Raw genomic sequence first — 17,229 nt, 5'->3', positions numbered from 1 at the left:
AGTCAGATTAGGTAATAGAGTCGTTCTGAAATGACACAGCCAGTAGATGATTAAACGTAAATTGAGTTGCTGAAACTGGGCGACCAAATAAATAACCTTGATAATTTAAACAGCCCATATCTTCAAGCCTTAGCAAGTGTTCTTGAGTTTCAACCCCTTCAGCTAATACCTCAATATCAAGTGCTCCTGACATAGCAATTACAGCACCAACGATAGCGGCATCACCACTATCAACTAACAAATCACGCACAAAAGACTGATCGATTTTAAGTCTTTCAATTGGCAGTGTTTTCAAATATTGCAAAGACGAATAACCAGTTCCAAAGTCATCAATTGATAATTTTATCCCTAAAGACCTGATATGCTCCATCTTTAAACGACTGGCTTGTAAATCGGTTAACAGCATATTTTCCGTGATTTCTATATCAATCAAACTAGCTGGAATATTGTACTTTAATAACAATTTTTCCAAAATAATGAGGAACTCAGGATGCTGGAACTGAATTGGGCTTACGTTAATAGATAAGGTCCATTCAGGCTTCCACAAATCCCGTTTCAGCCATTGTGACAGCTGATAGAAAGCATTCTCCATCACCCACTCACCTAGCTCGATAATCAAACCAATTTCTTCTGCAAGCGGAATAAACTGAGCTGGAGGGATAAATCCATTATCACCATCATGCCAACGAATTAAAGCTTCAGCACCTAACAGCTCACCTTTAACATTATTTTGAGGTTGATAATAAAGCTCGAACTCATTATGAGTCATGGCTCTATGTAAGGCTTTTTCCAGTTTGAGCCTATCATCGGTTAGCACCTGCATTTCTGCTTTGTAGAAACGATAGGTATTACGACCAGCATCTTTCGCCTTATACAAGGCGGTATCAGCTTGTTTCAGCAAAACACCAACATTATCTTCAAAACCATCAAATAATGTAATACCGACACTGACAGAGATGTGCATTTCATGGGCACCAACAAACTTAGCTCGGCTAAATGACTGTATAATCTGCTGCGCAAAAATAGAAACTTTCTCTGTAATAAGTTCAAGGTCACCCTCTAAGAATGGGAAAAGAAATACAAACTCATCTCCCCCAAGTCGAGCAACACAAATATCACCTTCAGCTAAAACCTTAAAGTCATTCGCTACAACTTGTAATAGCTGATCCCCAACATCATGACCTAAAGAGTCATTAATATTTTTAAACCTATCTAAGTCTAAAAATAAAACGGCCCCTTTCACTTTTCGCTCACGACTAATCGACATGGAAGATTCCAAGGTTTCCATGATCCAATGACGATTAGGTAAATGCGTAAGAGAATCGAAATAAGCTAGATGGTTAATTTTATCTTCAGCTTCTTTTCGAGCCGAAATATCACGAGCAAGAATCAAGACTTCGATCGAATCTTGTAATACATATTTGATTAAACGAATCTCAGTCGGTGTAATCACACCAGATGAGTGTCGATATTGAGTTTCAATAGTTAGAGGCGTATCCAGCGGTTGCTTAACCAAGTCTTGATAGAATTTTGTCCAACTATCTTCAGCATGAAGGCTACGCAAATGAGAGTGAGTTAACTGATACTCATCTACACCGACCATTTTAACCGCGGCTTTATTCACTAAAGAAATTTGGCCTTCCATATCAGAGAGGAAAATAGCATCGCCAGCTTGAGAGATAATCGCCTTAGAGTGAGCATCACTTCTTTCCAGTGCTTTCAAGGTGCTCTCTAACTTCCACCAAGTTTCACTAAAAGCATCACTTAAAGCGCCAAGCTCATTATTCACGAACTCAGTGTCATCAAGTTTCGGCAAAGGCTGAGATAAGTCCTCACTATGAGCCAGTAGTATCGTAGTCAGTTTTTTAAGCGGTCTTGTCACAATGACAAAGAAAACGAGGGAAATCAATGATGCTAAAAAGATGTCTTTTAGTAAGCTCAAAAACAGCCCATCCAGGCTTTCATTGATAAAGTTTTGAACAACTAATTCCTGATCAACCCATATACTTAACTTACCAACAAATAAGGCACTGCCCTCATAAGTTAACGGAATACTATAATGAGCAACATCCGGTAATAAGAAATCTGCAAGAATTTTATAGAAACGACTTTTAAAGTCATCCCGTCGGGCAACTCCCAAAAGTGAACCATCCTCACTTGCGAGTTCTGCACGATAGACTAAGGTTTTTTTAGTAAGACCATTGACCAGTTGATTAGCAAAGACGGTATCGAAGCGAAAAGCAGCCTGCTCCGCTGGCTTTTCAATTAATTCCAGTAGCTGAGTAAACTCTTTGTCTACTTCACTTCTAACTTCAATGATGTCCGTATAAAACTTTATTAAGCTGGCAACAAGACTCAAGCCTACAGCAAACAACAGCGTATATAAGGCTTGCTTAAGAAAAAGTGGTTTAGTTAATGCTGATCTCACTCAAAACGCCTTTTCATCATGATATACAAACTAATATTATAGTCAGTTCCAGCTTAGACACATGAAATGCTCAATATGAAAATGCAAAAAATCATGGTTCACTAAATTTGCTTCATATTCACCATAATTTTAAACAAAATCAATATAATTTTTTAAGGATATTGGTAAGTGAAGGTCCTAATAGAAGCTATTGATAATTATAGTTTAATTCCCCCTATACTCCAGAAGAAACCTAGCCAAGCTCACTTGGTTAAACCAACAACCCTATTTCGGCCTGATTTTTTGGCCTGATATAGCTCTTTATCTGCTCGATCAATTAATTGATCCACATTCGTATCTGTTGGGAGTAAACACGAAATACCAGCGCTAATAGTAATACTAAATTGGCCTAACTTAGTGTCTAAAGCCTCACTTGCACAGATTAATCGAATTTCTTCAGCCAGTTGCATAGCCGCCTGCACTTTTGACCCAGGCATCATGATTAAGAACTCTTCACCACCATATCGACCAAAGTAATTTGGCTCCTTAATCACACTCTGACAACGTGTTGAAAAAGCTTTTAGCACTTCATCACCGGCACTGTGACCAAAATTATCATTTATTTGTTTAAACCTATCTAGGTCAATAAGAACACAAGCAATAGTGGATGTTAAATTTCTTTCGGTCGCGAAAAATTCTGCCGCCTTATCCATCAGAAAGCGACGATTAAATAAGCCAGTTAACGAGTCTGTCATCGCCATCATGGTCAACTTTTGTTCCATTCTGACTTGTTCACTCACATCAACCAAAGTGGTCTGTATGGCATCCTCATCATTCCAAGTGACTTTTCGTTCGACTAACTCCACCCACAAAACTGAGCCGTCCTTTCGACGATTCTTAAATCTCAATTTCGGGTCAGGTGTTTGATTGGCTAAAATTTGAGATGCACGAATTAAAGGTGTTTCAACATTATTATCAGAAAAGAAAGAGCTAATATCATCTAGCGCCATGATTTCTTGAGGCGAATCATAACCATGCATATTGGCATAAGCTTGATTAACCATAAGAGGCTTAAAGTCTCTGTGTATTACCATACCTTGAATAGAGCCTTCGATAAGGTCTCTAAATTTCTGTTCGCTTTCTCGTATTTTAGTTTCAGCTTGGGTTAAGGCTGAAATATCAATAAAGGTTATTTGTAAAGCAGGCTCTCCTTGCCAATCCACTATGTGCTCAATCGCAAGGATAAAAAATTCAATATTATTTTGATCTAGATGCCTAAAAGATCGAACCTGAGGCTTTACCTCTCCATTCATTAGGGCTCTATAATTTTCTAAACTTACCTCTCTTTGTCCTTCATTTACCAAAGGAAAAATACTTGGCAGCTTAAGAATATCTTGGCCCTCATTAAAGCCAAAGAACTTAGCATAATTATCATCAGCGTAGAGAGGAACAAAATCTCGATGAATAACCATGCCATAATTTGGATCGATTAAATCCCTTCTTTGTTTATTCATATAAAACACAGCCAAAAATTAGTACTTTAGAAGAACTTGAATAAATATATTTGGTCTCTTATGTAAGCTATCATTGTAATCTAGATAAATTAAAATGCTTAAAACAACTATACTCGCAAATCAGGGCTGGCGGAAAGAGGCCTAGTCAAATAGTTAATTTTTAAATCTGGCAGCAAGTAAATTTTTCTTTTACTTAATTGAAAATGGACTTCACTATACATAAGACGCAGTTAGAGCATCAATTGTGTCAATTTTAAAACTAACATAAGTAAGCCTATTTCCAATATGATATCGTTAAGACTACTTATTTTTTGTGTAATGACTTCAATTACCTTAATTCCGATTTTTGGTTTATCCCTGTGGACAAACAAGATCATTAAGGAGCAAGTATATGAAGCAGTAAATGAAAAGCACCTATTAATAGCGAACAATATAACATTTGCCTTGAATCGCTATACAAAAGATTTAAGTAGCGCACTCAAAACATCCGTTATTTCTCGTAATACTAATGATAATAAAGAAATAACAAACGCATTATTACAGCAGCTTAATATCCATACCTTGGGTAAATACAATCATAAAGGCCGCCGAATAATGACTTACTTTGGCGAAGCCATTTATACGCCAAACTCTCTATTTAGTCTTAGAATAGACAGCCAATCAATTACTAAAAACAAAGTCTATTTCTCCGATTTAAAACATGGCTTCCTACCTGAACCAAGTCTTTTTTTATACCTAAAAGATGATAATAACCAACTTTGGTTAGCCGCACTAAATCGAAAGTATATTAAAGAAATTCAATCACTTATTAGCTTTGGTGAAAAAGGGCACGCGGCCATAGTTGATAAAAAAGGGCGTATACTTGCTCATCCAAATAGTGACTGGGAAAGCTCTGGAAAAAACCTTTCTAAGGTATCCATTGTTAAAAAAATGATGGCAGGCGAAACAGGCGTAAGTCAGTTTTTTTCTCCTGCTCTGATGCAAGACATGATCGCAGGCTTTAATGTTATTGATCAAACTGGTTGGGGTGTCATGGTGCCACAACCACTTAGCGAATTGGACGTGAGTATTAAAAGGGTTAAGCAATTAACCTTAATCATTGCATTAATCTCATTTTCAACAGCGGCACTACTGAGTTGGTGGATATCAGGCATTATTACAGCACCGATAAAAACCTTAGCCAAAAGAACAAATCGTATCGCTGGCAGCTTTGACAGTAAGTCAAAAACTAAAAAGAGCAGAATGCCACCCACAAAAGAGTTTTCTGCTCTCATGTTAAGTTTCAATCACATGGCTCAGCAGATTGAAAAGGATAAATTAGAGCTATCACAAAAAGTTAATGAAAGGACGATTGAATTAAAAGAAGCGGAAGAAAAGAGCCGTAATCTAGCCAATCTAGATTTTATTACTGGGCTTGCAAACCGCATGTCAGCCATTAACACTTTGGAAAAGCTAACTGACAAACAAGAAGATTTTGCCTTACTATTTATCGATTTAGATAACTTTAAACCTATTAATGACAAGTATGGTCATATTACAGGAGATAGGTTACTTCAGGCTGTTGCTAGGCGAATTCGCTCTGAAAATACGCGAAAGAACAATTTAGCTGCGCGTTATGGTGGGGATGAATTCTTAATTATTATTCACCGTCCTGGAGACCTAGATAATCTGATGTCTGAGGTTAATCAAATCTTAGATTTACTGACGACACCTTACATTATAGATGGATTAGAACTGCATATTGGTGCTTGTATTGGTATCACGAGAAACATCCCAACGAAGAAGACGACAGCAGATCAGCTGATTCACCAGGCAGATCAGGCAATGTACCACGCGAAAGAAAGAGGAAAAAATAAAGCCATCCTTTATTCTTCTACTCTTAAAAGCTAAAAAAGCGCAACAGGCTACACTATTGCGCTTTTGAAGAACACAGCCTTACTTATGAGCAAAAGCCGCTTTGCTACAATCACCTTCGATTCTTGCCTTTTCTTCTTCCAATAACTCGTCTGGGAATTGGCTCATAAAGCAACAACACACGCCTTCACCTATCATGGTTCTTGGACCTAATGGGTGCGAGATATGCTGATACACACCATGGCTATGCTGATGGCCATCGCCATGACTATGGGAATGTCCATGACTGTGAGAGTGGCTATGATCATGAGAGTGACTGTGATCATGTGAATGACTGTGATCATGTGAATGATCAGCCTGAGAGGCGCCTTGTGTATCGTCTTCAGGGTCAACAAATTCAGCATGGTGGTGATGCACATCCACTTCACCCGCCGCTAAACGTCGTTTAAAGGAGGCCATTAGACTTTCTTCGCCTAACTCATCACCGTTAACAATTTCCATCACACGGTTTTCGAAAGCATCAATCACTTTTGGGTGATCATTTAGATAAGGCGTTTGTACAAATTCAATACCAGGGTTTTCAGCGGCCACTTTATCAACATAACCTTGAATACGCTTAATAAGACGGCCAGTGAACAAGAAGTAAGGTGCAACAACAATACGCTTAAACCCTAGCTTCATTAGCTTCTCAAGACCCACCCCCACAGAAGGGTAAGTAACGCCAGAATAAACCGTATCCGCCCAACCAAACCCCATATTTTCATTCACTATACGGGTCAGTTTTGCTGCTTCTGCATTTGCACCAGTATCAGAGGTACCACGACCAACGACCACCAGCATGGTGTCATATAAATTTTCTGGTGGGTTTTCAGCATCTAAGCCAAGAGATTCATAGATACGAGCCTGAAAAGCATCAATCATATCGTCTTGTAAACCAAGCTCACGGCCGTACGTCATTTCGACATTGCCTTGCTTTTCAGCAAAGGTAGTCAATACAGATGGAATATCATTTTTAGCATGTGTTGCTGCAAACAACATACCAGGAACAGCATAAATATGTTCAACACCTTGCTTGATTAAACGATTTAGTCCCATATGAATGTTGGGAGCAGAAAACTCTAAAAAGCCATACTCAACCGGCACATCAGGAAAGCGTTCCTTTAAACCTTTTGCAACCAAACCAAATTCACGTTCCGCATCTTTATCGCGACTACCGTGCCCGCAAATCATGATGCCGGCATTCGCGGCTAATTTATTTGTCATCTTTACTCTACCGTCTTAAATATAATTGTTTTAGTACTAGCACTTGTGGCACTAGCTAAGTTAATTCGCCTGCTCTTGCCTCATATCTAGCTCAAGTAGCAGGTCTTGTAATTTCGTTTCATAGCCATTGGGCTCTTGCCACATACCACGTTGGCAAGCTTCTAATAAGCGCTCAGCCATTTCTTCTAAGGCATTAATATTATTTTGCTCTAGAAACGCTCGATTGGCCCCATCAAATACTAAGGCATCGGTGACTTTTTCATACTGATAATCCGCAACCAAATCGGTTGTCGCATCATAAGCAAACAAATAATCAATACTCGCTGCCATTTCAAAGGCGCCTTTATACCCGTGTTCTTGCATGGCTTCAATCCATTTAGGATTAAGTACGCGAGAACGCACCACTCTATTTAGCTCTTCTTTAAGGGTTCGTACTTTAGGCGCGCTTGGATTCGAATGATCATTGAGATAAACCTCTGGGGACTTTTGTGCTAATTGAGTCACCGCATTCGTCATCCCACCTTGAAACTGATAATAATCATCAGAATCTAAAATATCGTGTTCGCGATTATCCTGATTTTGCACAACGACTTCTAACTGAGAAAGTCGATGCTCGAAGGCCCCTTTCGCCTCTATGCCCTCACCTTTAAGATGTTTAGCCCCATAGGCATAACCGCCCCAGTTAACATAAGCTTCTGCTAAATCTGCTTGAGTATCCCAGCAGCGCTCATCAATAAGCCCCTGCAAACCTGCACCATAGGCACCGGGTTTACTGCCAAACACGCGATAACTAGCTTCTTGCCTCGCTTCTTCTTTTGTTAGGCCTTGCGCTTCCAAGGCTTGCTGGCGAGCAAGCACATTATTACGAATCAAATTACCTGTGCCCGGCTCTTCAAAATCCACTATCGCTTGCACAGCGGCATCATAAAGCTGCATAACGCTAGCAAAAGCATCTCTAAAAAAGCCGGAAACTCTTAGAGTGACATCGACTCGAGGCCGACCTAATCGCATACAAGATAAAACCTCAAAGTCAGTCACGCGATTAGAGCCAGCCGCCCAAACAGGCCTGACTCCCATCAGCGCAAACGCTTGAGCAATATCATCCCCACCTGTACGCATAGTGGCGGTTCCCCAAACAGATAACCCCAACTCTTTAGGATAGTCACCATGTTCTTGAAGGTGTCGTAGAATGAGAGCCTCAGCTGACTTTTCTCCCAAGGCCCAAGCCGCCTTTGAGGGGATGGCACGATTATCAACAGAGAAGAAGTTACGACCTGTTGGTAAAGTATCTAAACGACCTCTTGTTGGTGCCCCACTTGGCCCTGGCGCGACAAATTTACCTGCTAAGCCTTTGATAATGGCATTGATTTCTTCTCTTTCGCTCTCTTTAAGCGCGACTAATAATGTCTGTTTCGCATGACTTAATAGCGCCTGAGTGTTGGGTAAATCAGCAAGGTCATAGTTGTAACCACTGGCGTTATCAGTTGGCCTATTATCCAACTGATCATTTAACTGGCTATCTAACTTTTCACTCAATAAGTGCTCAAGAATCAACTTTTGCGCAAACACTTCTAGACGCTCTTTGGTATCAGCGTGGGTGCGCCAATGGTTTTCTAGCAAACTATCAAGTATCGCAGGTTTATTACCCAGCCAAGGCGCTGAACTTGCTTGACTAGGGTCAAATGCAAGATCGTCTTTAGCTGAGCCAATCACACCATAACTCCCTATAAAGCCAAAGTCGTGAGCCAAACTGTGAATAATGCCTTGTGACTCGATACTTGTCCCTCTAGGCAGCCTTAATAAAGCAACCAAGGTATCTGCAAGCTTTTCGCTATCGGGTAATTGCCCTAGTCGATGCAAACCATGACGAATTTGAGACTCTTTGATTTCACATAAATAGGTATCAAGTTCTGCAAGTACAGCTTCATCTTCACCTGAGTTTGGCGCTAATTCATCTAATACATGTGTTTCTTTTACTAACTTTAATATCTGCTCTTTCAGCCAGTTTTCACGTCGTTCATCCATTCCCATGGCTTGATAAAATTCGTCGACCAAGTTTTCAAGTTCAGCCAATTCACCATAGCTTTCAGCCCGCGTCATAGGTGGCATTAAATGGTCGATGATAACGGCTTGAGTACGACGTTTTGCTTGTGACCCTTCTCCTGGATCATTCACAATAAAAGGATAGAAATGAGGCATAGGCCCCATCGCAATATCAGGCCAACACTCATCAGATAAAGCAGCCCCCTTCCCCGGCAACCATTCTAAATTGCCATGTTTACCCACATGAATAATGGCATCAACTTTGTAAACATGTCTTAGCCAAAAGTAATAGGCTAAATAACTATGGGGCGGTATCAAATCTGGATCATGATAATTTGCCGCCAAATCAAGGTTGAACCCCCGCGCAGGTTGGATACCAACAAAGGTCTGACCTAAACGAATCCCTGCCAGCATGATACGAGCTTGGCCATTTTGTACTCGACATTTATGGTCTGCTTCGGGCTCCCCCCAGCGAGATAAAACGGCTTCTTGAGATGCTTTAGGCAGCAAGGCAAAGTGTTTATTATATTCATCAAGACTAAGGCTTTGCCAACACCCTAAGTGATGCATAGTATTAGGATTGTTTGTCACACTACCAAGCAAACTTTCTATCAGCGCATTGCCATCTTCTGGTATCTCATTAATGGGATAGCCTGACTCAGCTAACGCATTTAAAATAGTCACTGTCGAGGCTGGTGTATCCAGCCCAACGCCGTTACCAATGCGTCCATCCTTGGTTGGATAGTTAGCTAAAATTAAAGCGATACGTTTTTCACTATTAGGTTTCACAGCAAGATTGGCAAACTTTTTTGCTAATGCTGCAACAAAATGCGCTCTCTCTTGGTGAATGGCATAACGGATCAAATCAATCTCACAAGCCGGATCATAATAGCTTTGTTGCTTAAAACTCACCGCTCGGCTAATGATACGACCATCCATTTCAGGTAAGACCACTTGCATCGCAAGGTCTCGATTTCGTAGGCCTTGGTTTTGCTCCTGCCAATCCTCTTCTGTACTACTAGAGAGAACCAACTGCAAGACAGGTAGAGGTCGTTCGAAGCTTGACTGAAAATCAGTCGGAGATGGCGCAAGATCAGGGCTAGGGGCACGATTACTAGCAAAACCAGTAGTATTGAGCACCAGTTTAGCATCCGTGCTCTCGATCAAACCATTAAGCATTTGCAAAGATTCTGCATCTTTAAGAGACGTCACAGCAACCGCTAAGGGCACCAGGCCATGCGCCTCTAAAATGCGAATTAATTGATCGAACATTTGCGTATTAGCACTTTGCAAATGATTGCGATAAAACACCAATAAACAAACTGGCCTTGAGTTTTCATCCTGTTGCAACTGGTCTACATAATGAGAGCGCCACTCAACAAGACTAGAGGCGCCCCCCTTTAAGTAAACCAGGCAAGAAGCCAGTGCCTTAGGCTCTTGCCAAGTGTATTGGCTAAGAGCAAACACCTGATCAAACAAAAAATGCCAAAAGGAAGTCAGGTTCTCTGTGCCACTTTCACGTAAAAAACGCCAAACCTTATGGTTTTCAAGATCCCCTAGGTTAGAGGCTGCAGCAAGCTCTGGATCTGGCACATCATCCCCAGGCACCATAACCAAAGTACGGCCAGGTTTCGCTTTAGACCAAGCCACCAACCTTTCATAGCCATAGGGCCAGTAATTCTTGCCCCCTAAAAAAGACACAACGACTAACTTAGCCTTTTCAAGCACCTTATCTTCATAAAGATCATAGGCTGCAGGCTTTAACAATTGCATCCAATTAGCGAGGCGTATACTAGGCCTTTGCCTATCATCCAGCGTTTTATCAAGGGCTGTTACACCTTGAGCCAAGGCAGACAACAAGGAGTCAGCAGCAGCTAAACACACAATATCAGCAGGGCTTTGATCAAGGTCGATAATACCTTCATCATCGACAAAGCCACCCGGTTTCGCTGCTAAAAGATGCACTTATTATTTCCTATTTCGTTTATTCAATCAGGCTTAAAACTAAACTAATCAAAACCAAAGCTAAGCCAAGGCTTTATTTAATTCAGCCTCAACAGCGTCTTTAGAAATGCCTTTACCAATAAAGACTAATTGAGTTTGGCGTGCTTCTTCTGCATTCCACAAACGGTCAAAGTATTTATCAAGACGTTTACCTACCGCTTGGAAAACCTGACGCATAGGTTTACCTGCTACCGCTGCAAAGCCTTTGGCACGATAGATATTGTGAGACGCAATTAAACCATTTAGAACCAGCTCTAAGCGATCAGAGTCCACTTCGCCGATACTAATCACAAAAGAGTCAAAATGGTCGTGGGCATGATCATGATGCTCACCATGTGCATGGTGATGGTCATGGTGATTATGTACATGATCAATACGCGTTTCAGACGCCGCATCCATGCCTAGTAGCATGTCTAATGCTGCTACACCATTGTCAATATACGCCGTTTTCACTGTGTCGGGCACTTTATGAGCAACCACTTTTTTAACTTGCTCACGTTCAGCTTCGGCGAGTAAATCATTTTTACTGACGACCACTAAATCAGCTGCACTTAACTGATCATCCAATAACTCTTGTAAACTTGGGTCATGATCTAAGCTCTCATCTGCTAAGCGTTGCTTTTGCACTAACGCTTCATCATGAGCAAATCGGCCTGCAGCAACTGCTGGACCATCAACCACAGTAATCACAGCATCAACCGTGCAATATTCTTGAATGCCAGGCCAGTTGAAGGCTTGTACTAATGGCTTAGGTAACGCCAAACCACTGGTTTCAATCAAAATATGGTCTATATCATCACGACGCGCGACTAACTGCTGCATAACAGGCAGAAACTCTTCTTCAACGGTACAGCAGATACAACCGTTGGCGAGTTCATAAAAACCATCTTCACCGTTTTGTGTTGTACTCGCCTCTTCATCATCACAGTCTAGTGGGCATGAACGTAGTAAATCAGAGTCAATATCTAGCTCACCAAACTCATTCACAATCACAGCAATACGCTTGCCTTGGGCTTGCTTTAAAACATTAGAAAGTAAGGTGGTTTTACCGCTGCCCAAAAAGCCAGTAACAATAGTTGTTGGAATTTTATTAAGTTGCATTATCTAGTCCTTGTTCTCGTTAAGCATCTTATCTGCCTTTGGGGCACGCTGCTTTTTACGGAATAAATTAGGTTGGTTTTTATCGTATAAATAAGAGTCATTAAAGTCGTCAGTATCCAGCACATGGCCAACCAAAATAAGGCTAGTTAGGGTGAATTTTTTCTCACGTACTTTTTGTACTATGTCAGCCAAAGTGCCAGTCACATAGTCTTGATCAGGCCAACTTGAGCGATAACAAACAGCTACCGGGCAATCAGCGCCATAGTGAGGTATTAGCTCTTCAACTATTTTATGTATCTTGGTAACACCCAAATGGATCGCGAGCGTTGCACCACTTTTAGCAAGCGCCGGTAAACGCTCTCTTTCAGGGAAAGGCGTTTTACCTTCATAGCGTGTCATTATGATGGTCTGGGACACACCCGATAAGGTTAGCTCTTTACGTAATAGAGCAGCAGAAGCCGCAACAGCGCTGACACCTGGAATCACTTCATAATCGATGTCTAGTGCTTCAATACGGCGAATTTGCTCGCCAATTGCACCATACAAAGACGGATCACCACACTGCAAACGAGCCACATCCTTACCTTCTAGATGCGCCTTTTCAATCACTGCTGTGGTTTCATCTAAGTTCATTTCTGCCGTGTTATAAATTGCTTCAGCGCTTTCTTCTACACTGGCAATCACTTCTCTTGGAATAAGGGAACCTGCATAAAGTACAACAGGGCAAGCACTCAAGGTTTTCATGCCCTTAATTGTCATTAAATCAGGGTCACCAGGACCTGCACCAATAAAGTAGACTTTCATTTTCTCTGCCTTAATGCCTCAGTATTAGAGTTTTTTAGAATAGCCCCTAGGCGTATAAATCCAATCTTTCTCACCATTTTGAATATGACGAGATTCACTGTTACCCACACTCACCATGGTAAACATATCTACATCTTTAGCATCTAACTTCGCTAAGGTTGTGAAGGTAATCTCTTCATCAGGACGTGTTAATTGTCGCCCAATCATGACGGGAGTCGTCGCTGGACGATACTTCAATAAAACATCACGGGCATGGTTTAATTGCCAATCACGCTTTCTTGATACTGGGTTATAAAAAGAGACCACAAAATCACCCGCGCCCGCAGCGTGAATACGTTTATCAATACTTTCCCATGGGGTTAATAAATCGGACAAAGAAATGGTACAGAAGTCATGCCCTAACATAGCACCGACTTTGCTCGCACCCGCCTGCATCGCAGAAATACCTGGCACCACTTCAATCTCGACATCTAACCATTCAGAGTGAGACTCTTTACCTTGTAACTGCTGATCTAGCAATTCAAACACCAAGGTCGCCATAGCATAAATACCAATATCCCCACTCGAAATTAGAGCGGTTGTTTTACCTGATGCAGCCAGATCTAAAGCTAATCGCGCTCTGGCAATTTCTTCACCTAAAGGCAAATCATGGTGGGTTTTGTTGTGGCAAATATCGCCTAACAGATCCAAATAATAACCATAGGCCACCATGTCTGTGCTGGCCTTTAATGCAGCAAGGGCTTTAGGTGCGACCAGATCCAGATCTCCTGGCCCCATTCCAATTACAAATAACTTACTCATGACAAACCTGTACTCAAATAATAACTTAGCGATTCTTCGCGAATGGAGCGCATTGTACAGGACTTCTTTATAAGACGGCATGAAAAGCCTTGATGAAAGTGTGAAGGCTTTTCAGGTCAAGCTGAATACCTCTCCAAAATGAGTCTCAATATTTAATACTTTTTCAGGGAAACCCACTCAAACATGAAGTTATCTGCATATTGGTATTATTCGGGTCAGCATTTTGATTAGACTTGACTCAAAGAAATGAAAAAAACATGCCGAGCATCTCAAAAGAAACTAGGCTTATGGCTTGAAAAGTCGAGTTAAGCGCACCTTATTAACAAGCTGTATTTAGACTTGCGTTGAGGTGCTAATAATTACTTAAACATGGAAAACAAATGGAAGTCTCTATGAAAAATACCTTTGTAATAGGTCTTGTTACCAGTTCAATTTTTTCCGTCGCAGCCCATGCTGCTAGCACCTCTTCAAATGCTGTTGCTGATAGCGTCATTGCAAACCAGAGAGCCATGCTAGAAAGCAATACAGCTGGTAAGGGTTATGGTCCCCAATCACCTAGAGACATAGATTCGCTGGAAGGAAAAAATGACATTATTTTTGGCTTATCACCTGCTTCCACTCAAATGAATTTATGTAACATACACTTTCATAAAAATGCCGAGCATAAAGGGGGTGAGTTTACCCATTTCGCAGGCAATGGCGATGGTCACGGTTATCAAACAGGCTTTGAGTACACAGGCAAGTTTAATAAGAGTGAACTCATGCCCTATGAGCATACAGTGGGAGAAAGTGAACATGGAGGTTTATATCCAGGCGATACCATCGAAGTTCACTATGTTTATTCAACCGCTAAAGTTACTCCAGGCCCAACACTTGGATCTTGCCTAACCAAAGAAAATGGCAACCCACAATTAAGAGTTGAAACGCAAGTCTATGTACTAGTGAATGATAAAAAAGCACAAAACTTTTTATATTTAACTGCTGTAGACACTGTTAATGACAGACCACAAGCGCCAAACATCCCATCCAATACAGGTAAAGCCGTTGAATATATTGGCTCAACCACCGGCCCTGGCTACAACGAAAAAGCGTCTCCTTATCAAGTAACCTGGAATGTTAGACCGCAAGTGGTCAAGGTAAACATAGCCACAGTCGATGAGTGGCTAAAAGACAATGTGTTTGAAGAAGATCATGCCCATGGGGTAAGGAACCTCGTCACTAACCTGAGTTTGTTATCATCAATTAAACAATAAAGCCTTACAAAAAAGTCACCTTATGAAGACGCTTAAAGGGGATTAATTTTCTAGATCTAGCCTTTCACTAAATATAAAAAAACCGGTCTCCTTAGCCGGTTTTTTTATATAACTAAATAATATATACCCTTAATTAAAAACCTCGTTCAAAGCGTTTTCTGACTCTAATTAAATTTAATATGAGGAAGCATAGGCATATTTAATGCTTAACATAAAATATTTATAACTTTAGTTATAATCAAAGTGAATATAGTTATAATTTTTTAGAATAAAAGTCTTAACATAAGTTTCAACGTATGATTATATTTATAGCCTCTTCTAAATAACTTTAATTATAAAACAGGGAAATAGAGATGACTTTTACACAAAAGAAGCTTAGCAGTCATATAGCTGCTGGTATTTTAGGGTTCAGTTTAAGTGGCATGGCTGTGGGCGCAGGACAAGTTGCAGACACAGTTGCCCCTGAACTTTCCAATGCTTGGCTAAATAAAGACTTAGTTAAATCTAACCATTTTATGGTGGCTGCCGCCAACCCGATCGCTACTCAAGCGGGTTATAAAGTTTTAAGTGAAGGTGGCTCAGCCATAGATGCGCTCGTTGCAGTACAAATGATGTTAGGCCTTGTGGAGCCTCAGTCTTCTGGTTTAGGTGGCGGTGCTTTTGTTGTTTATTATGATGCAAAGTTAAAAAAGCTGACTACCTTTGATGGCCGTGAAACCGCACCACAAGAAGCGACACCTGAACTATTCCAAGATGAAAATGGCAAACCATTAAAGTTCTATGATGCGGTTGTCGGTGGCCGCTCTGTAGGTACACCAGGTACAGTGAAACTCATGGGTGACTTACATGAAAAGTATGGCCGTTTATCTTGGAGTCGATTACTCCAACCCGCTCTTGAAACGGCTGAGGATGGCTTTGAAGTCTCAGCTCGCCTAGCAAGTTCTATTGAAGGCGGCAAAGAAAGATTAGCAAGGTACCCTGCCACTAAAGCTTACTTTTTTGATGCTGATGGCGAACCATTAAAAGAAGGTACCTTACTTAAAAACTCAGCTTATGCACAAACCTTAGACACCCTTGCTAACAATGGTGCAAATGCATTTTATACAGGCCATATCGCCAAAGATATCGTCAAGAAAGTCCGCGGTATTGAAGATAACCCAGGTGTCTTAAACGAAATCGACTTTGCCAGTTATCAGATTAAAGAAAGAGCGACAACCTGCCTTGCTTACAAGCAATATGATATTTGTGGCATGGGTCCACCAAGCTCTGGCGCCCTTACGATTGGGCAAATTATGGGAATAACAGGCGAATTTGATCTTGCTTCTATGGGGCCAGACTCGGCAAAAGCTTGGCAAATTATTGGTGATGCATCACGTTTAGCCTTCGCAGACCGTGGTCGTTATATGGCAGATACAGACTTCGTCCCTATGCCACAAGGTTTGCTAGATGCTTCCTATCTGAAAGAAAGAGCCGCACTGATCACACCAGGAGAAGCACTTAAAGAGGTAAAACCAGGTAACCCAAGTTGGAATCACCCTATTGCGCAAGCGGATGATATTTCGATCGAACTACCATCCACCAGCCATATTTCGATTGTCGATGCTGAGGGTAATGCTGTCTCTGTTACAACCACAATTGAGAATGGTTTTGGCTCACGTGTCATGAGTAATGGTTTCTTATTGAATAATGAATTAACCGACTTCTCATTTAGAGCTCATAAGGATGGTTTTCCAATTGCTAACCGTTTAGAACCAGGCAAACGCCCTCGCTCGTCTATGTCCCCAACTATCGTACTTAAAGACGGTAAGCCTTATCTAGTACTAGGCTCACCGGGTGGCTCTCGTATTATTGGCTATGTAGCTAAAACGTTAATTGCTCACCTTGAGTGGGGCATGGATATTCAGTCAGCAATTAGCTTACCGAACATGCTTAACCGTTTTGGTACTTATGATGTTGAAAAAGGCACAAGCGCAGAAAAGCTAGGCTCTCAGCTAGCTGAAATGGGCTTTAAAGTGAATGTGCGTGATTTGAACTCTGGTTTACAGGGCATCATTATTGATGGAGATGGTTTCCAAGGTGGTGCAGACCCAAGACGTGAAGGGATTGCCTTAGGGGATTAATCACCTCTGAACCATTTTAATTAAGCTAAAAAACGGGCTTCACTTAATATGAAGCCCGTTTTTTT

Annotated in this window: 10 protein-coding genes; 3 read left to right on the top strand and 7 right to left on the bottom strand. The window is 41.1% G+C overall.

What is annotated here, in order from left to right; all coding sequences use genetic code 11:
• Window positions 1-7 precede the first annotated feature (7 nt).
• A complete protein-coding gene (locus TW85_RS09735) occupies window positions 8-2,428 on the bottom strand; it encodes an EAL domain-containing protein (RefSeq protein ID WP_046016932.1) in 2,421 nt (806 codons plus the stop codon).
• 242 nt (window positions 2,429-2,670) lie between these two features.
• A complete protein-coding gene (locus TW85_RS09730) occupies window positions 2,671-3,921 on the bottom strand; it encodes a sensor domain-containing diguanylate cyclase (protein ID WP_046016931.1) in 1,251 nt (416 codons plus the stop codon).
• A gap of 318 nt (window positions 3,922-4,239) precedes the next feature.
• Between TW85_RS09730 and TW85_RS09725 the strand changes: the two genes are divergently transcribed.
• A complete protein-coding gene (locus tag TW85_RS09725) occupies window positions 4,240-5,811 on the top strand; it encodes a diguanylate cyclase (RefSeq protein WP_052702065.1) in 1,572 nt (523 codons plus the stop codon).
• Window positions 5,812-5,856: 45 nt separating this feature from the next.
• Here TW85_RS09725 and TW85_RS09720 read toward each other — a convergent pair whose 3' ends face one another.
• The 5 genes from TW85_RS09720 to cobJ are packed head-to-tail and all read right to left on the bottom strand — an operon-like array spanning window position 5,857 to window position 13,791.
• Entirely contained in the window at window positions 5,857-7,038 is a 1,182-nt protein-coding gene (locus tag TW85_RS09720; RefSeq protein ID WP_046016929.1) for a sirohydrochlorin chelatase, read from the bottom strand.
• A gap of 60 nt (window positions 7,039-7,098) precedes the next feature.
• Window positions 7,099-11,046 carry a cobaltochelatase subunit CobN gene (cobN, locus tag TW85_RS09715; RefSeq protein ID WP_046016928.1) on the bottom strand — a complete coding sequence of 1,316 codons (3,948 nt, stop codon included), beginning with the start codon at window positions 11,044-11,046 and terminating at the stop codon, window positions 7,099-7,101.
• A 60-nt stretch (window positions 11,047-11,106) separates the two neighbouring features.
• The gene (cobW, locus tag TW85_RS09710; RefSeq protein ID WP_046016927.1) at window positions 11,107-12,186 is read right to left on the bottom strand and encodes a cobalamin biosynthesis protein CobW; all 1,080 of its coding nucleotides are present in this window, start codon (window positions 12,184-12,186) and stop codon (window positions 11,107-11,109) included.
• A gap of 3 nt (window positions 12,187-12,189) precedes the next feature.
• The gene (gene cobM / locus TW85_RS09705) at window positions 12,190-12,990 is read right to left on the bottom strand and encodes a precorrin-4 C(11)-methyltransferase (protein WP_046016926.1); all 801 of its coding nucleotides are present in this window, start codon (window positions 12,988-12,990) and stop codon (window positions 12,190-12,192) included.
• Window positions 12,991-13,014: 24 nt separating this feature from the next.
• Entirely contained in the window at window positions 13,015-13,791 is a 777-nt protein-coding gene (gene cobJ / locus TW85_RS09700; protein ID WP_052702062.1) for a precorrin-3B C(17)-methyltransferase, read from the bottom strand.
• 392 nt (window positions 13,792-14,183) lie between these two features.
• Between cobJ and TW85_RS09695 the strand changes: the two genes are divergently transcribed.
• Entirely contained in the window at window positions 14,184-15,044 is an 861-nt protein-coding gene (locus tag TW85_RS09695; protein WP_052702092.1) for a delta-class carbonic anhydrase, read from the top strand.
• A gap of 353 nt (window positions 15,045-15,397) precedes the next feature.
• The gene (ggt, locus tag TW85_RS09690) at window positions 15,398-17,164 is read left to right on the top strand and encodes a gamma-glutamyltransferase (protein ID WP_046016925.1); all 1,767 of its coding nucleotides are present in this window, start codon (window positions 15,398-15,400) and stop codon (window positions 17,162-17,164) included.
• Window positions 17,165-17,229 lie beyond the last annotated feature (65 nt).

The sequence above is a fragment of the Marinomonas sp. S3726 genome (assembly GCF_000967665.1).
Taxonomy (GTDB): domain Bacteria; phylum Pseudomonadota; class Gammaproteobacteria; order Pseudomonadales; family Marinomonadaceae; genus Marinomonas.
This window is presented reverse-complemented; position numbering and strand designations above follow the sequence as displayed.